Raw genomic sequence first — 23,452 nt, 5'->3', positions numbered from 1 at the left:
CCCTACTGCTTGGGGAGGATCTTTCCCTTGCCCTGCCGCTCAACACGCTACGCCGATCAGTGATTCCCCTCACGCCCGGGGTCGCGCGGGCCGTTGGGCGCGGTTCACCCGATCGGAAACTTACTCCGTTCTCACCGGCGCGAGTTCCGGCCCGCGGGCGCGCCGCCGTCGTCGGCCGGTGTGCTCCGGAGGATGACGTGACGGCCCGACAGGTCAAGGGCGGGCGCGGGCAGCGGGATCCGCACCGGCCGGGCGGCGCCGCCCTCGGCGTGGCGGCCGAGGCCCAGGCCGGACCCCCAGCCCCACAGCCCGCCCTCGGTGTCGATGGCGAGTCCGGTGAGCCCGAAGGCGGCGATCCGGCGGATCTCGGGCAGGCCCTCGACGCGCACCGGCCTCGCCGTGACGTGGTCCGAGGTGTCGCCGTCGCCCACCGCACCGCCCGCGCCCCGGCCCCAGGCGTGGACCACGCCGTCCTTGTCCAGCGCGTAGGCCACGTCGTTGCCGCCCGCCACCTCGACGACGTTCTCGAGTCCGCGCACCAGCACCGGGCGTCCCGTCTGTCCCCCGCGCGGCTCGACGGCCAGCAGACCGTGCGCGTTGTTCCCCCAGGCGCAGACCCGCCCGTCGGCCCGGACGGCGACCACGGCCTCGCCCGCCGAGGCCACGCCGACCACCCCGCCGACTCGGCGGACCGTCGTCAGGCGGGTGCCGTCGACGTCCCCGAGGACATCGGTGAGGTTGATGCCCCAGCCCCGCACCCGCCCGTCGGACCGCACGGCGAAGGCGTTCAGGGAGCCGGGCCCCATCGAGACCACGTCCTTCAGGCCGGGAACCGGCTGCGGGACCGGCACGCCGTCGTAGCCCTCGCGCTTGCCGCCCTTCACCAGGAACCGGTCGCTCCCCCAGGCCTGCACGGTGCCGTCCCGGAGCACGACGTAGAACGTCGCCCCGTTGCCGTACACCGCGCGCGCGTCGTCGATGCCGTTCACCCGCCGGGGTTGCGCCTCGTAGTGGCGCTCGCGGGAGCCGTGGCCCAGGGAGCCGCCGACATTGGTGCCGTACGACCACACGGTGCCGTCGGCACGCACCGCCACGGTGGTGTACCCGGCGTCCGCGATGGAGACGACGTCGGTCCAGCCGGGCACCGCGCCCTCCCGGCGGCCACCGACGGGAGCCCCGAACGCGGGCTCCCACGCCCAGGCCGTACCCGCCTCCGCCTCGCGCGGTGCCGGCCGCGCTGAGCGCCCCTCGGGGCACGCGGGCGCGCCGGCCACCGCCCGGTCGGCCTTGCTGCACCCGGCGAGTCCGAGCACGGCGGCACCCGCGACCAGCACCCGCAACCACGACATGACGGCCATACGACACTCCACTCGCGCCCGGACGACGCCCGGCGCGACCGGCGCCGGGCGGAGAGGCGACCCTCCCCGCCCACCACCCTGCCGGACGCGGCCCGCGCCGGGCAGGGCTCACCTGCTCAGCCGGGAGCGGGAGTCTTTGGGGAGCCTGAGTACCCGGCGCACCGGCGGCCTGAGTACGAACGCCCACGCGGTCCGGCGGGCGGGGCCGGTCGCGTCAGTGGTCGTGGGCCAGGTGCAGGGCGAGGAGATCCTTGCCGTAGTCGTTGCCGTTGGGGGTGCGGATGATGGCGTGGATGTGCCGCTGGGTCATCCCGGCCTCCCATCCCGCCGCCTTCCCGATGGGCCCGAGGTCCTGGGAGTCGAGTTCGATGAGTACGACGGGGCTGTGGACGCGGTAGTACATCGGCGTGTCGTCGGTGGTGGCGCCGTGCCAGGAGAAGTGGGTGTCGTCCTTGTGCTTCTTGATCTCGGCCATCCTGATCCTGGCGTGACGCTCGTCGACGTTCCCGACGAACAGCTCGACGATCTTCCACAGCTTCGCCAACTGAGCGGAGTTCAGTTCGCCGGCCGCGATGCCCTCGTACGGCATGACCGCGTTGTCCGAGTACGCGCCGGCCGTCAGGTCCATGTCGCTGGTGGCGCTCGTGGTGACCGCGACCGCCCGCTGGTCCGCGCTCAGGGAGCGCAGGAGTGCGTAACCGGCGGCCAGCTCGTCCTCGAAGCTCTTCGTGCCCTCGTACTCGCTGTCGATGCCGTAGTCGGCCACGCGGGGTTCGGTCCCCATGAAGGTCGGGGTCATGACGACCTGGTCGCCGAGGACGAAGTAGTTGATGACCAGGTGGTGCCCCTCGAACTGCCAGCCCCAGGGCTCCGTGGCCGACGGGGTCCCCATGATGGTCAGCCAGTACAGCTCGTCGTTGAACTGGTCGGTGAGATCGACCAACTGCCCTCCGTAGAGGTTGAGATGACGCACCTTGTCGGCGTTCTCCAGCCCGCGGGCGCTCATGCCCGCCTTCAGGATCGCCAGCGCCCTGCGGCGCTGGGCCTTCGTCATGTCTTGCAGGCTCAGGCCCGCGTCGCGGTCGCCGTCCACGTTGGTCCACAGGCGCCACTGGTCCTCTGTGTAGTCGGACGCCTGGACGGGGAAGGTCACGGCCTCGCGCTGCGCGGCCGTGAGGGAGGCGAGCCATGCCTTGGCCGCGGCCACGCTGCGCCCCGTGGACACGCCGGTCCTGTGGAGGGTGTAGAGGTCCTCGATCACGGTGCCGTCCGTTGTCACGCCCACGAACTCGTCCTTGATCCCCATGCCACCGCCGGGCCCGCCGGGCCCCCCGCCGCCGGGCCCCCCGCTCGGCGCACCCGAGGGGACGCCCGATGCGGTGGCCGCCGGGGTGGCCGTCGAGGCGGCCGACGACGCGTCCGAGGACGCGCCCGCCCTGGAGACGGCGGCCATCGTTCCGAAGGCGGCGACGCCCGCCGCCGCGAACGCGTGCCGCATGAACCGGCGCCGCGACGCGAATCCGGGCGACCCGGGCTCGTGCCGCCGGTGCCCGTGGGCGTCCGTACCCTCACGGTCCTCGTGCTCTGTACGCGGTTCAGTCACGGAGTGCTCCCTCTGCTGCTCTCCTCCGGCCTCACGACAGGAGGCGGCCATGTGCTCTCGCCGGGCGAAAGTAGCCGGGGGACCTGTGGATTCGGTGTCAGAGGGCTTTGCGCGCGGAGTGCTTTCGAGAAACCCGGAGCCTTCGGGCGAGGATCAGGCGGCGGGCGGGCTCGCGGAGACTGGTGCGCCCGGCCGTGTTGCTTCGGACGTGGGCGGTATTCGCCGGACGGCCGGCCGGTCACGTCGAGGTCGGGCCACGGCTCCCCGACCGCGTCGACGAGCCAGGCCGGGGCGGGCTCGGCGGGGTCGTGGCTGCGCAGTTCCCCGTACCGGGCCTCTGGCAGGAGGGCCCCGCCACGGTTGCCTGGCCGCACGAGCGTCTGCTGTTCCAGGAACGGGCCGACGATCAAGAGTGCAGGAACAACTCCTCGGTGGGTTGGTGCCGCACCCGGCCGTACGCACGGGGCAGCACGGCAAGGAGCGGAAGGCCGATGGTCAGGACGGTGTGGACAGGAGAGCGATGGCCGAGGAGAGTCCCCTCTCGGTGATGGTGATGCAGCGCGAGCCGGGCGCCGTACTGGCGGGGCCCCTCAACGGAGTGCCCCCGGAGCCGGTACGGACCCTGCCCGCCCCTGTCCGGCCCCGGCGCGGACCGTCGCCGTCCGGGTACGACACCGCCACGGACACCGCCGACTGGCTCGCCCACCAGCAGAGGACCGAGCGCCCCGACGACTGGCTCACGGGCTGGCTCAACGGCCGTTCGGTGGTGGCCGTCGCCGCCCGCCAGGGCGACCGCAACCGGATACACGGCCCTCCAGGACGACGCAGGCGAGGCCGCCAACCTCAACTACTGGGCGTACTGGGTCGGCGAGATGCAGCACCCGGAGACCGGCTGCTCGACCACCTCGTCCAGGGCCTCGCACCTGGGCACGGATACGTGGCCCTCAACATCCACAGCGTGTGGTCCCTGCTCCAACTCCGTCCCAACCTCCTGCGCTCAGGAGCTGCCGCACGCGCCCTGCGCGACCGGCTACCGATCATGTTGGATGGCCGGGAGCCCTCGTCACGTGGCAGACGGGAGCTGGAGAGCATCCACTGTGCAATCCGCCTCGCCGAGGCGTGAGAGGAACCCGAAGTGTCAGACGACCTTTCCGCGGTGGCGAACTTCCTGTACGAGGCGGGGACGCTCAAGCAGACGAAGCGCACCGGATGGTGGATGGCGGGCGTCAAGGACCCAGAGTCGGTGGCCGAGCACTCGTGGCGCACCAGCCTGATCGCGTCCGTCATCGCCAAGCTCGAAGGAGCCGACCCGGCGCGGGCCGCCTTCCTCGCCGTCTGGCACGACACCGGAGAGACGCGCACCGGGGACGTCAACCACCTCGGCAAGAAGTACACCGCCGGCGAAGCCGACCCACGTGCGATCGCCGCCGATCAGGTCGCCGGCATGCCCGAGGCACTGGCGCAGACCGTGGCCGACCTGATCGGCGAGTACGAGGCACGCGAGTCGCCCGAGGCGGTGTGCGCCAGGGACGCCGACAAGCTGGAGTGCATGATCCAGGGCATCGAATACCGAGCCCAGGGATACGAGAACGCCCAGCGGTGGATCGACAACAGCCGCGGCCGGATCGTCACCAAGAGCGGCCAGGCCCTCGCGGACGCCGTCCTGGAGACCGGTTCGCTCGACTGGCTCCGCGCCGCCCTCGGCGAAACGAAGCGCTGACCGGGCCACACTGCCGCCCTGCACACCCGGGACAGTTCAGAAGAGCAGAGACGCCTCGGCGAGGCTGTCGTCGCAGACAAGCGAAGTCTTGGAGTTGGTGCCCGGAGCCGGACTTGAACCGGAGCGTCTTCCCAGGTCAGAGCGCTGACCTGCACCTTCACCCCCGCCTGATCCTGTCTCAGGCCGTCTCAGGTGGCCTCATCCTGTCTCGTGCGCCCGTCTTGGGCGCACCGGGCGCACGGCCTGAAATCAACCCCTGGCGGGGCGCACGGACGCAAGGGCCGGCCGCCGGTCCTCGCCGTGGCTCACCCGGCACCGCCACGCCCCCGTGCGCCCGGGTGAGATTGGGGACACCGGCAACCGAACTGGTCCGGGGCTCCGTATACATGGCAGTGGGCCCGGCGATAAGAGCGCCGGGCCCACCTCGTGACGACCCCTCGCCCTACCTGCGGAGTATGGAAGGGGCCGCCCTGCCCGACGCCACGGGGGACGCCGGGAGCCTGCCCACGTCACGGCCAACTGGCCGAAACGTGGCTGTCATTCTGCATCCCAGTGAACATACTGGCCACGGGAAAGCAGGCACGGGGCACTAGTCACTCGAACGTGTGACAAGTTGTTCCACGTTCGACTAAATCCACCCGCCTCGCCGGCGCCCGATCAGGCGCCCACGGCGGAGAACCCGCCGTCCACGTGCAGCACCTGGCCCGTGATGGCCCGGGCTGCGTTGCTCAGCAGGAAGGCGACGGTGTCGGCCACGGGCGTGGCGTCCGAGGTGTCCCAGCCCAGTGGCGCCCGCTCGGGCCACGCCTTCGCGAGCTCGTCGAACCCGGGGATGCTCTTGCCTGCCATGGTCGTGATCGGCCCGGAGTCCACGGCGTTGACGCGGATGCCCTTGGGGCCCAGGTACCGGGCCAGGTAGCGGTTGGTCGCCTCCAGGGCGGCCTTGGTCGGGCCCATCCAGTCGTACACCGGCCACGCGACGGTCGCGTTGAAGGTGAGGCTCACGACGGACGCCCCTGCCTCGCTCTTCTCCAGCAGCGGCAGCACGGCCATCGTCAGGCCCTTGAGGGAGTAGGCCGAGACGTTCATGGCGGTGGCCACCGACTCGAACGGGGTGTTGAGGAAGTTGCCGCCGAGCGCGTCCTGGGGCGCGAACGCCACGGCGTGCACGACGCCGTCCAGCCGGTCCCAGTGGCCGCCGATCTCCTCGGCCAGGGCGGCCAGGTCGTCCGGCTTGGTGATGTCCGCCGACAGGCACGCCACCGAAGCCTTGGGCAGCCGCCCGGCGATGCGGCCCATGATGGAGCTCGGCCGGCCCGGGGCGTTGGCGAGGATCACGTCAGCGCCTGCGCGCACGGCCGCCTCGGCGATCTTGAAGCCCATGCTGGTCTCGGTGAGGACACCGAAGACGAGGATCTTCCTATCGGTCAGGTCCACTTCAGTCCTTTCGCCACAGGCCGCAGATACCGTCCTGGTAGCGGCCGTAGAAGTTGTGCAGGCTGGTGGTCAGGCCCCACCCCTGGAGAGTCTTCTCGTCCAGCGGTGTCACGTGGGTGGGGTCCTGCGCCAAAACATCCACTACGTCACTGTTGGGTGTCGTCACGACGAACCCCTTCAGCGTGGTTTCCTTCATCCGGCGGACCAGGTCCGCCGGGTCCTCCAGGTGCTCCAGCACCTCCAGGGCCGCGTACCAGCCGACCGGCCGCGCCGGACGCCAGGTGCCCAGGTCGAACGTGCCGTCCACCCAGGCGTCCATGGGGACGTACCGGCCACGCCACCCGTACTCATGGCGCAGGTAGAAGTCCAGCTCTGTGTAGCCGGCGCCGAGGTCCACGAGGATGTCGGCGTCGTCCAGGCCGCTGGCGCGCAGGCGCTCGCTGGCCGCCCGGAAACGGCCGGCCCGCTCGAAGTGCGCGCTGGTGTGGCCGAGGAGGTATGCCTCCGCCTCCGCGATCCGGCTCACCGCGCCGCTCGCGCACTGCTGCACCGCCTCCTGGAGGTCGCCGACCGTGGCCAGTTGCCCGGTGATCTCGTCGGGGATCGAGCAGTCGGCCACCTTCTCCAGGGCCGTCACTGTCTCCATCAGGGCCAGGCTATCCAGGCCGAGACCGTGGAACAGGTGCAGGTCCCGGTTCCGGCACTCGCTTTGCGGCTTGCCGCTGACGGACATGAGGACGCCCGTCACGAGATTCTCGATCACGCGCTCTGCCCCTCTCGCACGGTCAGGCCCTGGAGCGGGATGAACGTGGGCAGGCGCCCGCCGGGCTCCTGCTGGCCGGTCGCCGCCTCGAAGCGGTCGATGAGCAGCTTGCAGGAGCCGCAGAAACTGCCGCACGTCATGCCGTCGGTGACCGCCCGTGGGATGACCTCGCCCACGCCCTTGAGGCCGCCGCCGGCGCGCACCGTGCGTACGTACGCGCTGGAGTTGACGCGGGCCAGGATCTCCCGGAACTCCTCGCGGAACAGGTTGCCGAACCCGAGTTTCTCCGGGACGTTGAACGCCGCGCAGGAGTACAGGTCCCCGCTCACCTTCATGAGCGCGCACGGCAGGACATACGTGCCGACCGTGGGTGCGAAGCAGTCGTAACAGGAGTTCATCCACCGGGTGACGGTCGTCGTGCCCGGCCGGTTGATGGGGGCCTGGTCCTCAAGGCGCTCGTTCTCCAGGTAGACCCGCATCGTGGAGTGGACCCGGTCGTGGGGGAAGTCCCCGTAGGTCTTCTCGTACAGGTCGAGCAGTTCGTAGATGCGGTGCTTGCGGTCGTCCGGGGCCGCGAGGCTGGACACCGCGATGCCCAGCTCCCGGTCGGTGTACTCGGTGGTGGCGTGGTGGATGATCCGGGCGATCCGGTCCAGGGGCGTGGTCTGCTCGCCGACGGACACCATCAGCAGGGGCACGAAGAGGCGGGTGTCCAGGAAGCCGTTGGCGGCCAGGCGCTCGAAGACGTGCGGGGTGCCCGTCGGCGTCCCCCAGATTCCGTTGGTCGTCAGCTTGCCGATCTCCACCGTGCCGCGCGCCATGTCCATGAACCGGTACAGGGCCCGGCTGGACACGAACGGCTCCCCGCCCGTGATGGCCACGGAGGACAGGCCCACGTCGGCGAACTGGGTCACCAGGCGGTCGAGCTGGGCGTCCGACAGGGTCACGCCCTCGGACACCGGCCGCGCCCCCATGCCGCAGCTCCTGCAACTGTCGTTGCAGCGGTCGGTGAGTTCGAACTCGACGCGCAGCGGACGGTAGGCGTACCCGTCGGAGACGCCGGCCGCGCGCCACCGGTCGCGGATCACGGCGAACGGGTCCTCTACCTTGACCGCGTACTTCCCCGTGTAGGGCACCACGGAGCCTTGCCCGTCGATGTAGGTGTGTGCGCCCTCTTTGATCATGGGTTTCCTCATGGGAGGTCGGCCGCCCTGGTCAATGACGGCGGTCTGCCAGGTCAGCCCCGACCACCAAGGGGTCCAGGCGGCCGGGGCCGTGGTGTCCCGGCCGCCTCACTCCCCCACGGAGGGCCGGCCGGAACACTGCCCCGCCCCGGGCCGGGGACCGCGCGAGGGGGCGGGTCCAGGCAGGGAGAGCCAGTCGGTGTGCCGTACCGGCCCAGGGCGGGAGTCTCAGGGGGTCAGGTGGTGGCGGCGAGCAGCAGCGCCGCGAGCAGCGCCGCGCAGGTCACCGAGCACACGACCACTTCGGTTCGCGTCACAGGGGGCCTCTCCTCACCACACGCAGGTGGCGGCCGGGGCCGCCGCGGACCATCTCCCGCCAGCAGGGCGGGCAGGCGTGCACCTCCCAGCCGGGCCCCGCGTCGCCGAGGTGCCGCGCGAGCAGGCGGCCGTCCCGGGTAGGCGCCCCGCAGGAGATGCACACCTGTATGGGCTCCGCGTCGCCGAGGGGGCCCAGGACCCACTCCAGGCCCAGGCGCAGCAGCCGTGCGTCCGTCTCCCAGCTGCGGGGCGTCGGCACGCGCAGCCAGCGCATCCCGGACCGGTAGCCGTCCAGACCGCACACGAACAGTTCCGCCGCGTCGCCGTGCACCTGCACCCCGGCCGCGGTGGCGTCCGGCCAGGCGTCCGCGCCGCCGGGAGGGATCACCCACAGCAGGTGGCCGGCGGCCGGGTCCTCCAGGACTGGCCCGGTCCGTTCCGCCAGCACCTCCAGGACCAGGTGCCCCCAGGTGGCAGGCACGGTGACGGCATTCCATGTGCCGTCCACAACCGTCATGGCCAAGAGCGCGTCCTCACGCGGCAGGTAGGGCGGCCGCAGCACCGCGGCGGTCGTCACGACGCGGTCACCTCCGCCCACACCTGCTTGCCCCAGGGCAGCGGAATGACGCCCCAGTTACTGGACAGCGCATCGACCAGGCGCAGGCCCCGGCCGGACTCGGCCAGCGGGTCCCCGACCTGGAGCTGAGGCATGGCCTGGCACTTGTCGGTGATGGACACCCGGACGCGGTAGCGGGCCGTCCTCGTCACCGCGATCCGTACGACCGTGCCCCTCGCGTGCCGGGCCGCGTTGCTCGCCAACTCCGACACGACCACCTTCAGGTCGTCCGCCAGCCGCTCCAGGCTCCACACGGCCAGCACCGTGTCCACCATCTGCCGGGCGTCCTCGGCGACCTGGTCGTCCCTCTGCAGGACTCCGCTGTACGCCGGGTCACCGGTCGAGGAAGCGACCGGCCGCCAGGTCGGCCGTAGCCGGTCCACCGTCTCGCTGTCGCGGGTGGTAGTGCTCGCCATGCTGACGCCCCCAAGCGGCTGTCGTGCATTTACGGAGACGGGCCCAAGGGGCCCGCCCTCCAAGCCAACAGCCGGACAACGCCGCCGCGCGGACGTGCAGGCGGACATTCAGGCGGACATTTTCGTGCGAGGGGACATCCCGTATCTGCGGCACCGGCTACGGTCGGTAGACGGTCGGACGAGTGGAGTTACGACGTGGCCGAGGGGCCAACGCTTTTCGAGCAAGCGTGTATCGCTCAGGGCTGGGACACAACGAGCAAGTTCGTCCGGGCCTTTGACTCGACAGCCGCCCTCTTGGGCGAGGCCGTCACCGTGACCAGCCGTCACGTCCGCCGCTGGAAACACGAAGTGCCGCCCCCAACTCCCCGGGCACTGACATGGCGAGTGATCCATGCCATGTTCGGCGTAGACCCTGTGGAGCTTGGTTTCCACAACCCCCCAGCCGGTGTCACCGTGAGAGGAGCAACGCTCCTCGCACAGGAAGGCACCAGCGTGCAACGACGGGCATTCCTCTCCGACTCCATCGGCGTCACCGCCGCCGTCGCCCTGCCGCACCGAGAGACCCCCATTACGCCGCCGAGCAGCACGGGAGCCGTCGGCACCGCCCACGTGCTGGAGCTGCGTGAAGGACTCCGGTCCCTGTACCACCTGGACGACGCCTACGGCGGCGGCGACGTCCTCTCCCTGGCCGCCAAACACCTCCGCCGCGTCCGCCGCGTCATCAACACCCGGGAGTTTCCCGAGACCATCGGCCGACAGTTGCGCCTGCTCGCCGGCGAGACCGCCGAGCACTGTGCCTGGCTGCACTACGACGTCGACGACCAGGGCGCGGCCACCTCCTACTGGGGGGACGCCTTGACCACCGCCACGATGCTCCGGGAGGCCTCCCTGGAGATTCTCGTGCTGGCCTCCCTGAGTATGCAGGCCAGCTACACAGGACGCCCCCGCGACGGCTACGACCTGGCACGCGCCGCCCAGGAACGGGCCACCCGCTACGGCTCTCCCGTCCTCCAGTCCCTCATCGCCTCCCGGGAGGCCCGGGCGCTGTCCCTCCTGCGGGACGGCTCGGCAGCCCGTCAGCGCCTCGCTGAATCCATGCGCCTGGTGGAGCGCGCCGACAGAGGTCGGCCCGCCCCGGACTGGGCGGCATTCCACGGCCACGCCGAACTGGACTACGCCCAGGGCTTGCTCTACACAGAGACCGGTCACCACGGCCGCGCCGTCGCCTTCCTGCGCGCCGCCCTCGACCACCAGGACCGCACCTACGGCCGCAACCGCGCTCTCTACCGCCTCACCCTCGCCCGTAGCCTGGTGACCTGCGGCGAGGTCGACGAGGCAGCCGCCCAGGCCACCGAGAGCCTGGGCCACCTGGAAGAGGTGGAGTCCGGGCGGGTCCTCCGTCGCCTGTCCGAGGTGGTGGACCTCCTCAGCGACGTGGACGCCGTCTCCGCGCGCCAGGCCGCCGAGGAGCTGACGGAGTACGTACAGGAGAGGAAAGCCGCATGACGCCCGAGGGGTTGGCCTACACCCGGCACGACGGTCCGGACGCCGCTACGGCCCTGGACGCGTTCCTGCCGGCGTACGAGGAGATCTATGCCGCCCCGCCCTACCTGGAGGGCCCTCGGGACATCGCGGATTTCATCGAGCACTACGCCGTGCAGGCCAAACGCACCGGCATGCGCCTCGTCCTCGCCCACGACGGCGACCAGGTCGTCGGCTTCACCTACGGCTACTACCTCGCCCCCGACACCCGATGGTGGACCAACCTCCAGGACGTCCAGCTTCCCGCCGAGGAAACCCGCGAGGACGGCCGGCGCACGTTCGTGATCATCGAACTGGCTGTGCGCAGCGCCTGGCGCCGCCAGCACGTCGCCGCCCGCCTGCACAGCCTGCTCCTGGAGGACGTGCACGCCGAGCGCGTCACCCTGACCGTACGACCCGAGCCCGAGGCCGCCCCAGCTCGCCGGGCTTACCTGGCCTGGGGGTACCGCCGCGTCGGCACCTCCCACCCGTGGGAGGACGCCCCCCTGTACGACTGCATGGTCCGCGACCTGCAACCGGCCGAGCCGGCCACCCGCCCTACGACGCCAGGGCCGGCCGAGTAGCGGGCAGGGGCCGCCCCCAGGTCGTCACGGCCTCGGCGTCGCAGTAGTCGCACAAGGGGCTGCGTGCACCGGGGCCGTACTTAGCCGTACTCATGGGTGGTCCGGCGGCACCGTGCGCAGGGGACACGCTGGTCGCCGGGGCAGATACGGGCGGAGGCGTCCGGCTCGGTCACCGGCGGCACGGGAGCGGTCATGATCAGTCCGTTCTGGGGCGGCCACACACCGGCCACCTCGAACGCAGAATAGAACACACCCGGCCGGTGACCGATGTCAGACCCGCCCCATAACGTGGCGGTATGCCCTCCCCGTGCCCGCCCTGCGGTCGCCCCTGCCTGTACACGACGAGCGTCAACGAAGCGATCCGCGCTCTCATGTCCCAGCCGGCAGACGAGAGCCGCGCGACGGAGTACGGGCGCCTCCTGGAGCTGTGGGCGCAAGTCCGCGACCAAGGCACCGGCATCTGGACGAACTCCTGACCACATGGGTGCGCCCACGGTGCGCCCAAACGGCAAAAGAGAAACGGCCCCATGGGGCCGTTGTCGCTGGTCACGCGCGGTGACAGTGGTTGTGCCCGGAGCCGGACTTGAACCGGCACGCCCTCAAGGGGGCAGCGAGGTTTAAGCTCGCCGTGTCTGCATTCCACCATCCGGGCAGGCCATGGGCTCCGCGTCGAGCGTCTTGAGCCTATCGGGACGCATCTCCCGAACAGCGGGCGGGAGGACCGATGTTGTCTTATTTTATTGGCGCCTGAGTGGGCATCAGCTCCCGGGTCAGGCCATCAGCACATGCCAACAGCCTTGCGCGCGGCGGCCGGCGACGCATGCGGAATGACGGGAATTCACCGTGTCGAGAAGGACGCCCGCCCCGTTCTCGCCCGCGCCCTCCTCGCGCCCCCGCGCGCCCTCCCCGCTTCCCCTCGATCCCCTTTGCTCCCTCCCGCTCCCCCGCGCTCTCCCCTGCTCCCCCCTCACACTCACCGTCACTCCGCTTCGCCTCCCCCCGGCCGCCCTCCCTCCGGCCCGGCGCGGCAGCGCCCCCTCGGGGGTGGTCGTCATCCGCAGGTATGACGCCGGCCCCCGGTGTCCGACCGAAGTCGCCCCCCGGAACCGGAACAGCGGCTGACTACACGGCGCCCTTCGGACGGGACGATGGATGGAACGTCCCCGAGCACACTCCGTACCGACAGGAGCGCCCTTCCATGACCACCGCACCCATCGCCGACCGGTCCACCACCGTGGCCGCACGCGCCACGGAGCTTTCCAAGATCTACGGCCAGGGCGAGACCCAGGTGGTCGCCCTCGACCGGGTCTCCGTCGACTTCCGGCAGGCCGAGTTCACCGCGATCATGGGCCCCTCCGGCTCCGGCAAGTCCACGCTGATGCACTGCGTCGCCGGGCTGGACACCTTCTCCTCCGGCTCCGTGCGCATCGGCGAGACCGAACTCGGCTCGCTCAAGGACAAGCAGCTGACCAAGCTGCGCCGGGACAAGATCGGCTTCATCTTCCAGGCGTTCAACCTGCTGCCGACGCTCACCGCGCTGGAGAACATCACCCTCCCGATGGACATCGCGGGCCGCAAGCCGGACAAGCAGTGGCTCGACTCCGTGATCCGGATGGTCGGACTGGCGGACCGGCTCGGCCACCGCCCCTCCCAGCTCTCCGGCGGCCAGCAGCAGCGCGTGGCCGTGGCTCGGGCGCTGGCCTCCCGGCCGGAGATCATCTTCGGTGACGAGCCGACCGGAAACCTCGACTCCCGTTCCGGCGCCGAGGTGCTGGGCTTCCTGCGCAACTCGGTGCGGGAGATGGGGCAGACGGTCGTGATGGTGACCCACGACCCGGTGGCCGCGGCCTACGCGGACCGGGTGGTCTTCCTCGCGGACGGACGCATCGTCGACGAGCTGCACGGGCCGACGGCCGACTCGGTGCTGGACCGCATGAAGCGGTTCGACGCCAAGGGCCGCACCAGCTGACGCCCGTCCTCGCGGTCCCCTCCTCTCCCCTCCCCTCCTCTCCCCTCCCCCGCCCCGTACGTCCGGACAGAGAAGGCCCATGTTCCGTACCGCCTTGCGCAACGTGTTCGCGCACAAGGCCAGGCTGTTGATGACCGTGCTCGCCGTGATGCTCGGCGTGGCGTTCGTGTCGGGCACCCTGGTCTTCACCAACACCATCTCCGACGCCCAGCAGAACAGCTCCGCCAAGGGCTTCGACCACGTCGACGTCGCCGTGACGACCGAGTACCAGCACGCCGAGGGCGACAAGGTCGGCGAGGACCCCGAGCTGACCGACGCCCTGCTCGACGACAGCGCGAAGGTGCCCGGCGCGGCCTCCGCCGTCGGCGTGGTGTCCGGCTTCACCGCCGTCGCCGACAAGGACGGCGGCCTGATCGGCGACGGCTGGAGCACGAAGGGCGGCAACTACTGGGGAGCCGAGGACGCCCGGTACCCGCTGGTCGACGGGCGCGCCCCGAAGGGCGAGGGCGAGATCCTCATCGACTCCAGGACCGCCGAGCGCACCGGCTACGGCGTCGGCGACACCGTGCGGATGTCGGTCGACGGCCCGGTGCTCACCCCGAAGGTCACCGGCGTCTTCACCACCGACGACGGCAACGTCGCGGCCGGCGGCAGCCTCACCCTGTTCGACACGGCGACCGCGCAGAAGCTCTTCGGCAAGGCGGGCACGTACGACGAGATCGACGTCAGGGCGAAGGACGGTGTCTCGCAGGCCGCGCTGAAGGCGCAGCTCGACGAGGCCCTGCCGAAGGACCTCGTCGAGACCACCACCGGCAAGGAGCTGGCCGACCGGCAGGCGAAGGCGATCGCCGCGTCGATGGAGGGCTTGAAGCAGGGGCTGCTGGTCTTCGCCGGCATCGCGCTGTTCGTCGGTACGTTCATCATCGCCAACACCTTCACGATGCTGGTGGCCCAGCGCACCAAGGAGCTGGCCCTGATGCGGGCGGTCGGCGCCTCCCGCCGGCAGGTCACGCGGTCGGTGCTGCTGGAGGCGTTCCTGGTCGGCGTCGTCGCCGCGGTGACCGGCCTGCTCGCGGGCATCGGCATCGGGGCCGGGCTGCGCGCCCTGATGGGCTCGCTGGGCGAGGTGCCCGACGGGCCGCTGGTGGTCTCCTCCGGCACGGTCCTCGCGGCCCTCGCGGTCGGCGTCCTGGTCACCATGGTGGCGGCGTGGCTGCCGGGCCGCCGGGCGGCGAAGATCCCGCCGGTCGCGGCGATGAGCAGCGTGCACGCCAAGGCGACGACCAAGTCGCTGGTCCTGCGCAACACGCTGGGCGCGCTGTTCTCGGCCGCCGGTGTCGCGGTCGTCCTCGTGGCGACGACGATGGACGGCAGGGACGGGCAGGCCCCGATGGGCATGGGCGCGGTGCTGCTGATCATCGGCGTGTTCATCCTGACGCCGCTGCTGTCCCGCCCGCTGATCGCCGCCGCCGCGCCGCTGCTGCGCGTGTTCGGCGTCTCGGGCAAGCTCGCCCGGCAGAACTCGGTGCGCAATCCGCGCCGCACCGCCGCCACCGCCTCCGCGCTGATGATCGGCCTCACCCTGATCACCGGCATGACCGTGATGGCGGGCAGCCTGCAGAAGGCGATCGACAAGATGGCGTCGGCGTCGATCAAGGCCGACTACGTGGTCTCCATGGCCAACGGCAACTGGCTCGCCCCGGATGTCGCGGGGAAGCTGGCGAAGGCCGACGGCGTCACCGCCCTCAGCCCGCTGCGCGACGCGGAGTCCCGCATCGGCGGGGAGACCGAGTACCTCATCGGAGTCACCGGCTCCACGATCGGCGAGCTGACCGACCTGAAGGTCGTGCAGGGGGCCTTCGAGATCGGCGGCACCGATGTCGTCGTGGACGAGGAGACCGCCAAGGAGCACGGCTGGAAGGCCGGCTCCGCCTTCACCGCCTCCTACGAGGACGGCGCGAAGCAGCGGTTGAAGGTCGCCGGGGTCTACGAGGGCAACGAGATGATCAGCGGCATCATGGTCGACCTCCCCACCGTCGCCCCGCACCAGTCGGAACCGGTCGACATGCAGGTGATGGTGAAGATGTCCGGCGGGGCCTCGTCGGCCGCGAAGGACAGCCTGGTCAAGGCGCTCGACACCAACCCGGCGATCAAGATCCAGGACAAGAAGGACCTCTCCAACGAGATCGCGCAGCTCTTCACGCTGATGCTGAACATGCTCTACGGCCTGCTGGCGATGGCGGTGATCGTGGCCGTCCTCGGGGTCGTCAACACCCTGGCCATGTCGGTCTTCGAGCGCTCCCAGGAGATCGGCATGCTGCGGGCGATCGGTCTGGAGCGCAAGGGCATCAAGCGGATGGTGCGCCTGGAGTCCCTGGTGATCTCCCTGTTCGGCGGCGTGCTCGGCATCGGCCTCGGGGTGTTCTTCGGCTGGGCGGCCGGTGAGCTGCTGGGCGCGTCGATGGCGACGTACGAACTGGTCCTGCCCTGGGGCCGGATGGGCGTCTTCCTGCTGCTGGCCGCCGTCGTGGGTGTCCTGGCGGCACTGTGGCCGGCCCGCCGGGCGGCGCGGCTGAACGTGCTCCAGGCCATCAAGGCGGAGTAGCCGGCGGGTACGCGAAGGGCCCCGTTTCCCGGGTGGGAGCGGGGCCCTTCGCGTACCCGGAGGGGGCGTACGGCGTGCTCAGTGCCAGGTGCGGGGGCGCAGCGGCAGACCGGAGCCGCCCGAGTCGGGGGTCTTCACGGCGAGGATCTGGTTGACGCCGATGCGGTTGCGCTCGAAGGCGAGCGCGGAGGCCGCCATGTACAGGCGCCAGACGCGGGCGCGGCCCGGGGTGACGAGCCGGATGGCGGTCGCCCACTCGGACTCCAGGTTGGCGACCCAGCGGCGCAGGGTGAGCGCGTAGTGCTCGCGGATCGACTCCACGTCGCGCACCTCGAACCCGGCGCGCTCCAACTGGGTGACGGTGGTCCCGACGGGGGCCAGTTCGCCGTCGGGGAAGACATAGGCGTCGATGAACTCGTCGACGTTGTAGGCGGACTCGTCCCGCTGGGGGCGGCGGGCGATCTGGTGGTTCAGCAGCCGTCCGCCGAGCTTGAGGAGCCCGTACAGGTCGGTGGTGTAGTCCAGGTAGCGTTCGGCGCCGACGTGCTCGGCCATGCCGATGGAGGAGATGGCGTCGTACGGCCCGTCGGTGACGTCCCGGTAGTCCTGGACGCGGATCTCCACCCGCTCGGTGAGGCCCTCGCCCGCGACGCGCTTGCGGGCGTACGCGGCCTGCTCCTGGGAGAGCGTGACGCCGACGACGCTCACGCCGTGCTCGCGGGCCGCGTGGATCGCCATGGAACCCCAGCCGCAGCCGACGTCGAGGAGGCGCTGACCGGGGCTCAGGCCCAGCTTGCGGCTGACGAGTTCGAGCTTGTCGCGCTGGGCGTCCTCCAGGGTGCCGCCGTCGGCCGGGAGGGCGGGCCAGTAGGCGCAGGAGTACACCATGGACGGGCCGAGGACGAGTTCGTAGAAGTCGTTGCCGACGTTGTAGTGGTGGCTGATGGCCCGTCTGTCGCTGCGCTTGGTGTGCAGGTGGCCGCGGACCCGGCGGACCTCCTCCGGCGGCGGGGCGGGCGGCAGCGGCGGCCCGGCGAGCTTGACGAGGCCGCGTACGGCGGCCCGGACCTCGGGGTCGCGGAGCGCCTCGACGAGGCCGCGGGCGTCCTCGCCGCGCTCCCAGACGAGACCCGCCATCAGGCCGAGGGCGGTGTAGAGGTCGCCGTCGATGTCGAGGTCCCCGGCCACCCAGGCGCGGGCCAGGCCCAGTTCGCCCGGTTTGAACAGCAGGCGGCGCAGAGCCCTGCGGTTGCGGACGACAAGGGTCGGTGCGCCGGGCGGACCCGCCTGCGAACCGTCCCAGGCGCGGATGCGCACCGGCAGGGGCGCTCCCAGCAACTGTTCGAAGAGGTTCTGCAGCCGCAGCGCGGCGTCAGCCATGGCATACCTCCGTGACAAGCGATCCCGGAATGTCCGACACCACGTAAACACCTGGAAGCCCGGCGTACACTCCCCGGCACGCGTTACAACTCGGCAAAATACCTGTACACACCACCGGAGTCGCCGCCCGCGCAGCGCGAAGGGGCCGCCCGCACCACGGATGGCGGGCGGCCCCTTCGAGGCCCTGCGAGTACGGCGGAGGCACGGCCGGCGCCCCCGGGGTACTACGGGTGCCGGGCGGGCCGGTGACCGGAGGTCAGGAGGCCTTGGCCTTCTCCTCGGACTTCTCCGACCTGGCGGCCTTCTCGCTCTGGTCGGCGGTGGCGGCCTTCGGCACGGCCGGCGCCGGCTTGGCGGCCTCGTAGAACTCCTCGCGCGGGGTCTCCATCGCACCGAGGGAGACGACCTCGCGCTTGAGGAACATGCCGAGCGTCCAGTCCGCGAAGATGCGGATCTTTCGGTTCCAGGTCGGCATCGCGAGACCGTGGTAGCCACGGTGCATGTACCAGGCGAGGCGTCCCTTGACCTTGATCTTCATCTTGCCGACGACGATCATCGCGACGCCCTTGTGCAGGCCGAGGCCCGCCACCGCGCCCTTGTTGGCGTGGCTGTACTCCTTCTGCGGGAAGCCCCGCATGCCCGAGATCACGTTGTCGCCGAGGGCCTTGGCCTGGCGCAGCGCGTGCTGGGCGTTCGGCGGGCACCAGGCGTTCTCGTTGCCCGCCTTGCGGCCGACCAGGTCCGGCACCTGGGCGTTGTCGCCCGCGGCCCAGATGTAGTCGGTGCCCTTGACCTGGAGCGTCGCCTCGGTGTCGACGTGGCCGCGCGGGCCGAGCGGCAGGCCGAAGCGGGACAGCGCCGGGTTCGGCTTGACGCCGGCCGTCCACACGATGGTGTTGGAGTCGACCTCCAGGCCGTTCTTCAGCACCACGTGGCCGTCGACGCAGGAGTCCATGGAGGTGGACAGGTAGACCTCGACGCCGCGGCCTTCAAGGTGCTCCCTGCCGTACTGGCCGAGCTTGGGGCCGACCTCGGGGAGGATCTTGTCGGCGGCGTCCACGAGGACGAAGCGCATGTCCTCGCGGGAGACGTTCTTGTAGTACTTGGCCGCGTCGCGGGCCATGTCCTCGACCTCACCGATGGTCTCCGCGCCGGCGAAGCCGCCGCCGATGAAGACGAAGGTGAGCGCCTTGCGGCGGATCTCCTCGTCGGTGGTGGAGTCGGCCTTGTCGAGCTGTTCCAGGACGTGGTTGCGCAGCCCGATGGACTCCTCGATGCCCTTCATGCCGATGCCCTGCTCGGCGAGGCCGGGGATCGGGAAGGTACGGGAGACCGCGCCCATCGCGATGACCAGGTAGTCGAAGGGCAGCTCGTACGCCTCGCCCACCAGGGGGGCGATCGTGGCGACCTTGCGCTCCTGGTCGATGGTGGTGACCCGGCCGGTGAGGACCTCCGCCTTCGGAAGCACGCGCCGCAGGGGGACGACGACGTGCCGCGGGGAGATGTTGCCGGCGGCGGCTTCGGGGAGGAAGGGCTGGTAGGTCATGTACGACCGCGGGTCGACGACGGTGACGGTCGCCTCGCCGTAACGCATCTTCTTCTGGATGCGTCGAGCTGCGTACAGGCCTACGTACCCACCGCCTACTACGAGGATCCTGGGACGCTCCGTGGTGCTCATGCCATCGAGTATCCACCCGGTCGAGGGGGGTCGATCGTGCGCCCCTTCACAAGGTTCGGCGGCAGCTGTGCTACTATCCGCCGCCCACGTGACGGAGATCATGGCGGGCGGCGGAACCGGCGCCCGGGAGACCCCGTTGTCAATGCCGCGTGAGCTGCCCATCCGCCCTTCCCGGGGCGGTGGACCACCCCTTCGCGCGGGCTCTCCGCGGCCCCTTCGGGGCACCGTACTGAACATGTTCAAAGGGCAGTTGAACCCCCAAAAGGGTCAAGGAGCGCGCTTTCCTCGTCCGACAGGGCGCAATTCCTTGTGAAGAACTTCACGAAGGTTCTCGGCAGCGCGCCGCCGAGGACCCCCGAAAGGCCCCCCGGCACCCGCTCAATCGTTGTCACCCCTGCTCAGACGGCTGTTCCCCGCCGCCTGCGCGATCGACCACGCGATGCCGTCCCGCGCCGGATACCGCTCGGTCATCCGCACACACAGCGTGGGGAAAGGGGTGCCGTCGGGCAGCCGCGGCGCCGTCTCCATCGGCGGGCCGCCGTTTTGCGTTCTGCGGTACGGTCGCGCCACACCCGAGCCGAGAGGGGGGACCGTGGCCGATCACCTCGCCGTTCTCACCACGACCGACGCCGAGGACAAGGCGCGGAACCTCGCCGCGACAGCGGTCGACAAACGCCTCGCCGCCTGCGCACAGATCGACGGACCCGTGACGAGCGTCTATCGGTGGGAGGGGAAGATCGAGACCGACACCGAGTGGCGGGTGCTCTACAAGACGACCGCCGCCCGGTACGACGAACTTGTCGCGCACATTCAGGCCGTGCACGACTACGACACACCCGAGGTCATCGCAACGCCCATCACGAAGGGCAGCGACGAGTACCTCGCATGGCTGGACTCGGAGACAAGCGGCTAGCCGAGAGCCGCGACCAACTCGCCGCGCAGCTGCCCCGCAACCGTGTTGGTCGTGGGCAGCCGCGCGGCGAGCGCGCCGAGGCGTTGCCGCCCGAGTGTCGCCTCGGCCTGCTGGGTGACGGCAAGCGCCTCGCGCGCCACTTCGGCCCCCCGCTCGAACTCGCCCTGCACCACGTAGGCCGTCGCGCCGGCACCCCGGGACGCTCCGGTCGTGTCTCCATCTACCTCCGCACCAACAGCGCCGGCTTCCTGCCGGCACGCATCCCCGCCGACACCGATTTCGCCCTCGCCGCGATACGCGGCAGCCTGCCGACGAACGAAGTCCACTTCACCGGTGGGGAACCCACCCTTCACCCCGACCTGCCCGGCCTGATCACGGTTGCCCGCCGGCTGGGGCTCACCGTGGGACTCACCCCGAACGGCGAGAACGGCGCCGCCGTCCTGCCCGCCGCCGCGAAGGCCGGCCTCGACCGCATCAATCTTTCCGTGTTCGGCACCACCCCCGAAGAACTCGCCGCCGTACAAGGCCCGCGCCTCGCCTCCCCGAAGCTCGCCGAACGCAAGCTTGCCGCCCTCGACTCCACGGTCGAGGCCGCGACAGCGCACGGGGTCAAGGTGTCCGCGAACATCGTGATTCCCCACCGCAGCCACGTCGAGCGCGTACTGCGCGTCATCGAGCGTCACAGCCGCTCCGCCGTCGTACGCATGCTCGTGTCACTTGGAGGACGGGGGCGCCTCTCTCGACGCCATGCAGGCCGTCGTCGACCACCTCGGCGCCGTACCCGTCCGCCGCATCGTCACAGCCGGCGCGTCCGATCAGCGGGTGCGGTACCGCCTGCCGGACGGACGCACGCTGTACGCGAAGAGCATCCGCCCTGTACGTCTGCCCGAGACGTGCACCGGGTGTCGGTTCAACAACGACCGGGACTGCCAAGAGGGGTACTACGGGGTCCGGATGTACCGCGCCACCGATGGGCCGTTCATGGTCGGCGTGTGCATTCAGCGCATGGACCTGTGTATGACCCTCGGCGAGTTCGTCATGAGCCAGCGCTGCCGCGAGGTCTCCGCCTTCCGCGACGACGAGGTCGCGCGCCTTGCCCGACTGCACGCCGGGAGGGTCGCAGCCGGCTGAGCCCCTCCTGGACGAGCGGCGCGCCCACCGCAATCTCCTCCGCCGGGGCGCCCGCGCGATGCCGCGGGTCAGTCCCCGTCCTTCTCCTGTTTCCCGCCGCCTACGCGATCGACCACGCGATCCCGTCGAGGATGTCGTGCTCGCTCACGACGACCTCCTCGGCGCCCGTCCGTTCCATGATCGACAGCAGCACGAGCGCGCCCGCCCCGATCACGTCCACCCGGCCCGGGTGCATCGAGGGAATCGCCGCGCGCTCGGCGTGGGTGGAGCGCAGCAGCCAGTCGGTGATCTCCCGGACCCGGTCGCGGGAGACCCGGGAGTGGTGGATGGCCGCCGAGTCGTACTCCGGCAGGTTCTGCGCGATCGCGGACACCGTCGTCACCGAACCGGCCAGCCCGACCAGCGTGCGCGCCTCGCCCAGCGGCACCGTCTCCTCCGCCAGGTCCAGGGCCGCCCCGATGTCGGCCCGCATCGCCGCGACCTGCTCCCCGGTGGGCGGATCGGTGACCGCGCCGTCCCGCACCAGATGCCGCTCGGTCATCCGCACGCAGCCCACGTCCACCGAGCGGGCCGCGCGCACGCGGTCCTCGCCGACGACGAACTCGGTCGAGCCGCCGCCGATGTCCACGACCAGGTAGGGCTTGTCCAGGTCGTCCCGCCCCCTCAGTTCCCTGGTGGCACCGGTGAAGGAGAACTCGGCCTCCTGGTCGCCGGAGATGACCTCCGGCTCCACGCCGAGGATGTCCAGCACCCCGCGCACGAAGTCGTCCCGGTTCTCCGCGTCCCGGGAGGCGGAGGTCGCCACGAAGCGCAGCCGCCCGACGCCGTGCTCCTCGACGACCCCGGCGTACTCGCGGCAGGCGGCGAAGGTGCGCTCCAGCGCCTCCGGGGCCAGCCGCCCGGTGCGGTCGACGCCCTGGCCGAGCCGCACGATGGTCATGCGGCGGTCCAGGTCGGTCAGCTCGCCGGTGGCGGGGTCGGCGTCCGCGACCAGCAGCCGGATGGAGTTCGTACCGCAGTCGATGGCGGCGACTCGGGTCACTTGCCGTCCTCCTCGTCCAGGGGTCCGTCCTTCGGCGACACGCACGGCCCCTTGCGCCACCACTCGGGCAGCATCGCGATCGCCTCGTCGCCCAGCGGATTGACGCCGGGACCGGCCGCCAGCGAGTGGGCGACCAACACGTGCAGGCACTTCACGCGGTCCGGCATGCCGCCCGCGCTCGGGAAGCCGGTCAGCTCCTCGATCTCGTCGCGCCGCCGGATGTAGTCCTCGTGCGCGGCGCGGTGGGCGGCGGCCAGCTCCGGGTCGGTGGCCAGCCGCTCGGTCATCTCCTTCATCACGCCGTTCGCCTCCAGCGTGCCGATCGCGGAGGCCGCCCTCGGGCACGTCAGGTAGTACAGCGTGGGGAAAGGGGTGCCGTCGGGCAGCCGCGGCGCCGTCTCCACGACGTCGGGCTGTCCGCACGGGCAGCGGTGCGCGATGGCACGCAGGCCGCGCGGCGGGCGGCCCAACTGCTGCTTGAAGGCCTCCACGTCCGCGTCGGTGGGCTCGGTGCGCGCGGTGGTGGGCGGGGGAGTCTGCATGACTGTCTTCTGCTGGTCTTCCTGTTGGGTCACTGCCGGCGCGTACGTCACCGCCGGCGGGCTGCTGCGGCGTCGGCCTTGTCGACCCCGTCCCAGATGTTCCGGTACCAGGGGCGGTCGGCGGCGCCGAGACCGGCGCGCGCCTGCTCGGCCGTTTTCGGATCGACGACGACGAACCCCGTCTCGCCCGGCATCACGTAATGCAGCCGCAGCCGGATCTGCTGCTCGGCGTACGCATCGTCCTGCCAGCGCGCCTTGAGGTCGCGCAGATCCTCGACCCGCTGCCGGGTCTCGTGCTGCGCGCGCCGCAGATCGGCGATCTCGGCGCGCTGGGCGACGTACTGCCGTATCGGGTAGGCGAGTGCCACGACGAGCGAGCAGAGCACCATCGCGAGCAGCGCGGCCCGGCCGGTCAGCCGGGAGCGGCGGGCCTGGCGCCTGGTCTGCGAGCGGTAGACCCGGGCCGCGGTCTGCTCCCCGATGATCCGGATCCTGGTCGTGGTGGAGAAACGGTCCCGGCCGGTCACGGAGTCCCGCCCCGCGTGCCCGCGTCGGCCGCCTCACAGCCCGGCCGGGGGTCCGGGGGTCGTCCCCCGGGACAGCACAGCACCGCCATGTCCCCGTCTCCCGTCCACCTTCATACGTGCGTACGTCCCCGCACACGGTACGGGA

The 23,452-nt window shown here is 71.1% G+C and carries 20 protein-coding genes, 1 tRNA gene and 1 pseudogene; 8 read left to right on the top strand and 14 right to left on the bottom strand.

Annotated features, from left to right (window positions below; all coding sequences use genetic code 11):
• Window positions 1–131 precede the first annotated feature (131 nt).
• Together AC4IHM_RS19955 and AC4IHM_RS19950 are read right to left on the bottom strand one after the other, a co-directional pair.
• Window positions 132–1,358: an RCC1 domain-containing protein gene (locus AC4IHM_RS19955; protein WP_490868368.1), complete on the bottom strand. Its 1,227-nt coding sequence runs from the start codon at window positions 1,356–1,358 to the stop codon at window positions 132–134.
• Between the two features lie 214 nt (window positions 1,359–1,572).
• Window positions 1,573–2,961 (bottom strand): DUF3500 domain-containing protein, encoded by a 1,389-nt coding sequence (locus AC4IHM_RS19950; protein WP_490868367.1) that lies wholly within the window; start codon window positions 2,959–2,961, stop codon window positions 1,573–1,575.
• A 520-nt stretch (window positions 2,962–3,481) separates the two neighbouring features.
• Here AC4IHM_RS19950 and AC4IHM_RS19945 point away from each other — a divergent pair.
• Window positions 3,482–4,084 carry a transcriptional regulator gene (locus tag AC4IHM_RS19945; RefSeq protein ID WP_490868366.1) on the top strand — a complete coding sequence of 201 codons (603 nt, stop codon included), beginning with the start codon at window positions 3,482–3,484 and terminating at the stop codon, window positions 4,082–4,084.
• Between the two features lie 12 nt (window positions 4,085–4,096).
• Window positions 4,097–4,681, top strand: coding sequence for an HD domain-containing protein (locus AC4IHM_RS19940; RefSeq protein ID WP_490868365.1), 585 nt, complete (start codon window positions 4,097–4,099; stop codon window positions 4,679–4,681).
• Window positions 4,682–5,338: 657 nt separating this feature from the next.
• Here AC4IHM_RS19940 and fabI read toward each other — a convergent pair.
• From fabI to AC4IHM_RS19915, 5 genes are all read right to left on the bottom strand, one after another.
• The gene (fabI, locus tag AC4IHM_RS19935) at window positions 5,339–6,118 is read right to left on the bottom strand and encodes an enoyl-ACP reductase FabI (protein ID WP_490868364.1); all 780 of its coding nucleotides are present in this window, start codon (window positions 6,116–6,118) and stop codon (window positions 5,339–5,341) included.
• A gap of 1 nt (window position 6,119) precedes the next feature.
• Complete coding sequence (locus AC4IHM_RS19930) at window positions 6,120–6,881, bottom strand: phosphopantetheine-binding protein (RefSeq protein WP_490868363.1); 762 nt, start codon at window positions 6,879–6,881, stop codon at window positions 6,120–6,122.
• Window positions 6,878–8,065, bottom strand: coding sequence for a radical SAM/SPASM domain-containing protein (locus AC4IHM_RS19925; RefSeq protein ID WP_490868362.1), 1,188 nt, complete (start codon window positions 8,063–8,065; stop codon window positions 6,878–6,880). The genes AC4IHM_RS19930 and AC4IHM_RS19925 overlap by 4 nt, the downstream gene beginning before the upstream one ends.
• A 313-nt stretch (window positions 8,066–8,378) precedes the next feature.
• Window positions 8,379–8,960, bottom strand: coding sequence for a hypothetical protein (locus tag AC4IHM_RS19920; protein ID WP_490868361.1), 582 nt, complete (start codon window positions 8,958–8,960; stop codon window positions 8,379–8,381).
• Window positions 8,957–9,415, bottom strand: a complete 459-nt coding sequence (locus AC4IHM_RS19915) for an ATP-binding protein (protein ID WP_490868360.1) — start codon at window positions 9,413–9,415, stop codon at window positions 8,957–8,959. The genes AC4IHM_RS19920 and AC4IHM_RS19915 overlap by 4 nt, the downstream gene beginning before the upstream one ends.
• A 195-nt stretch (window positions 9,416–9,610) precedes the next feature.
• Between AC4IHM_RS19915 and AC4IHM_RS19910 the strand changes: the two genes are divergently transcribed.
• Together AC4IHM_RS19910 and AC4IHM_RS19905 are read left to right on the top strand one after the other, a co-directional pair.
• On the top strand, window positions 9,611–10,921 hold the full coding sequence (locus tag AC4IHM_RS19910) for an NsdA family TPR-like regulatory protein (protein ID WP_490868359.1): 1,311 nt from the start codon (window positions 9,611–9,613) through the stop codon (window positions 10,919–10,921).
• Window positions 10,918–11,520 carry a GNAT family N-acetyltransferase gene (locus AC4IHM_RS19905; RefSeq protein WP_490868358.1) on the top strand — a complete coding sequence of 201 codons (603 nt, stop codon included), beginning with the start codon at window positions 10,918–10,920 and terminating at the stop codon, window positions 11,518–11,520. Before AC4IHM_RS19910 ends, AC4IHM_RS19905 begins: the two co-directional genes overlap by 4 nt.
• 568 nt (window positions 11,521–12,088) lie before the next feature.
• Here the strand turns inward: AC4IHM_RS19905 and AC4IHM_RS19900 are convergent.
• A tRNA-Leu gene (locus AC4IHM_RS19900) sits at window positions 12,089–12,172 on the bottom strand.
• A 546-nt stretch (window positions 12,173–12,718) separates the two neighbouring features.
• Between AC4IHM_RS19900 and AC4IHM_RS19895 the strand changes: the two genes are divergently transcribed.
• Together AC4IHM_RS19895 and AC4IHM_RS19890 are read left to right on the top strand one after the other, a co-directional pair.
• Complete coding sequence (locus tag AC4IHM_RS19895) at window positions 12,719–13,489, top strand: ABC transporter ATP-binding protein (protein WP_490868357.1); 771 nt, start codon at window positions 12,719–12,721, stop codon at window positions 13,487–13,489.
• A 79-nt stretch (window positions 13,490–13,568) separates the two neighbouring features.
• Window positions 13,569–16,094 carry an ABC transporter permease gene (locus AC4IHM_RS19890; RefSeq protein ID WP_490868356.1) on the top strand — a complete coding sequence of 842 codons (2,526 nt, stop codon included), beginning with the start codon at window positions 13,569–13,571 and terminating at the stop codon, window positions 16,092–16,094.
• Between the two features lie 78 nt (window positions 16,095–16,172).
• Here the strand turns inward: AC4IHM_RS19890 and AC4IHM_RS19885 are convergent, their stop codons facing one another.
• The 3 genes from AC4IHM_RS19885 to AC4IHM_RS19875 form a co-directional block, all read right to left on the bottom strand.
• The gene (locus AC4IHM_RS19885; protein WP_490868355.1) at window positions 16,173–17,474 is read right to left on the bottom strand and encodes a class I SAM-dependent methyltransferase; all 1,302 of its coding nucleotides are present in this window, start codon (window positions 17,472–17,474) and stop codon (window positions 16,173–16,175) included.
• Window positions 17,475–17,730: 256 nt separating this feature from the next.
• Window positions 17,731–19,152 (bottom strand): NAD(P)/FAD-dependent oxidoreductase, encoded by a 1,422-nt coding sequence (locus AC4IHM_RS19880; protein WP_490868354.1) that lies wholly within the window; start codon window positions 19,150–19,152, stop codon window positions 17,731–17,733.
• Window positions 19,153–19,530: 378 nt separating this feature from the next.
• Window positions 19,531–19,680, bottom strand: coding sequence for a hypothetical protein (locus tag AC4IHM_RS19875; RefSeq protein ID WP_490868353.1), 150 nt, complete (start codon window positions 19,678–19,680; stop codon window positions 19,531–19,533).
• A gap of 64 nt (window positions 19,681–19,744) precedes the next feature.
• Here AC4IHM_RS19875 and cutA point away from each other — a divergent pair, with 64 nt between their 5' ends.
• Together cutA and AC4IHM_RS19865 are read left to right on the top strand one after the other, a co-directional pair.
• Complete coding sequence (gene cutA, locus AC4IHM_RS19870) at window positions 19,745–20,065, top strand: divalent-cation tolerance protein CutA (RefSeq protein ID WP_490868352.1); 321 nt, start codon at window positions 19,745–19,747, stop codon at window positions 20,063–20,065.
• 176 nt (window positions 20,066–20,241) lie between these two features.
• Window positions 20,242–21,196: pseudogene (locus AC4IHM_RS19865) on the top strand (radical SAM protein); the annotation flags it as partial.
• A 100-nt stretch (window positions 21,197–21,296) separates the two neighbouring features.
• Here AC4IHM_RS19865 and AC4IHM_RS19860 read toward each other — a convergent pair.
• Genes AC4IHM_RS19860 through AC4IHM_RS19850 form a run of 3 tightly spaced genes read right to left on the bottom strand, consistent with a single transcriptional unit; the run spans window position 21,297 to window position 23,307 of the window.
• On the bottom strand, window positions 21,297–22,238 hold the full coding sequence (locus AC4IHM_RS19860; RefSeq protein ID WP_490868351.1) for a Ppx/GppA phosphatase family protein: 942 nt from the start codon (window positions 22,236–22,238) through the stop codon (window positions 21,297–21,299).
• Entirely contained in the window at window positions 22,235–22,780 is a 546-nt protein-coding gene (locus AC4IHM_RS19855; RefSeq protein WP_490870878.1) for a DUF501 domain-containing protein, read from the bottom strand. The genes AC4IHM_RS19860 and AC4IHM_RS19855 overlap by 4 nt, the downstream gene beginning before the upstream one ends.
• A gap of 47 nt (window positions 22,781–22,827) precedes the next feature.
• A complete protein-coding gene (locus AC4IHM_RS19850; protein WP_490868350.1) occupies window positions 22,828–23,307 on the bottom strand; it encodes an FtsB family cell division protein in 480 nt (159 codons plus the stop codon).
• Window positions 23,308–23,452: the final 145 nt, after the last annotated feature.

It is taken from the genome of Streptomyces sp. SL06 (genome assembly GCF_058244745.1).
The sequence above is the reverse complement of the archived record's forward strand: the minus strand, read 5'-3'. Positions and strand labels throughout refer to the sequence as shown.

What these genes read in the sequence shown, in the direction of transcription:
- AC4IHM_RS19955 (WP_490868368.1), bottom strand. Translation starts at nt 1,358, where the DNA reads ATGGCCGTCATGTCGTGGTTGCGGGTGCTGGTCGCGGGTGCCGCCGTG.
- AC4IHM_RS19945 (WP_490868366.1), top strand. Translation starts at nt 3,482, where the DNA reads ATGGCCGAGGAGAGTCCCCTCTCGGTGATGGTGATGCAGCGCGAGCCG.
- AC4IHM_RS19925 (WP_490868362.1), bottom strand. Translation starts at nt 8,065, where the DNA reads ATGATCAAAGAGGGCGCACACACCTACATCGACGGGCAAGGCTCCGTG.
- AC4IHM_RS19915 (WP_490868360.1), bottom strand. Translation starts at nt 9,415, where the DNA reads ATGGCGAGCACTACCACCCGCGACAGCGAGACGGTGGACCGGCTACGG.
- AC4IHM_RS19905 (WP_490868358.1), top strand. Translation starts at nt 10,918, where the DNA reads ATGACGCCCGAGGGGTTGGCCTACACCCGGCACGACGGTCCGGACGCC.
- AC4IHM_RS19895 (WP_490868357.1), top strand. Translation starts at nt 12,719, where the DNA reads ATGACCACCGCACCCATCGCCGACCGGTCCACCACCGTGGCCGCACGC.
- AC4IHM_RS19890 (WP_490868356.1), top strand. Translation starts at nt 13,569, where the DNA reads ATGTTCCGTACCGCCTTGCGCAACGTGTTCGCGCACAAGGCCAGGCTG.
- AC4IHM_RS19885 (WP_490868355.1), bottom strand. Translation starts at nt 17,474, where the DNA reads ATGGCTGACGCCGCGCTGCGGCTGCAGAACCTCTTCGAACAGTTGCTG.
- AC4IHM_RS19880 (WP_490868354.1), bottom strand. Translation starts at nt 19,152, where the DNA reads ATGAGCACCACGGAGCGTCCCAGGATCCTCGTAGTAGGCGGTGGGTAC.
- AC4IHM_RS19875 (WP_490868353.1), bottom strand. Translation starts at nt 19,680, where the DNA reads ATGGAGACGGCGCCGCGGCTGCCCGACGGCACCCCTTTCCCCACGCTG.
- AC4IHM_RS19855 (WP_490870878.1), bottom strand. Translation starts at nt 22,780, where the DNA reads ATGCAGACTCCCCCGCCCACCACCGCGCGCACCGAGCCCACCGACGCG.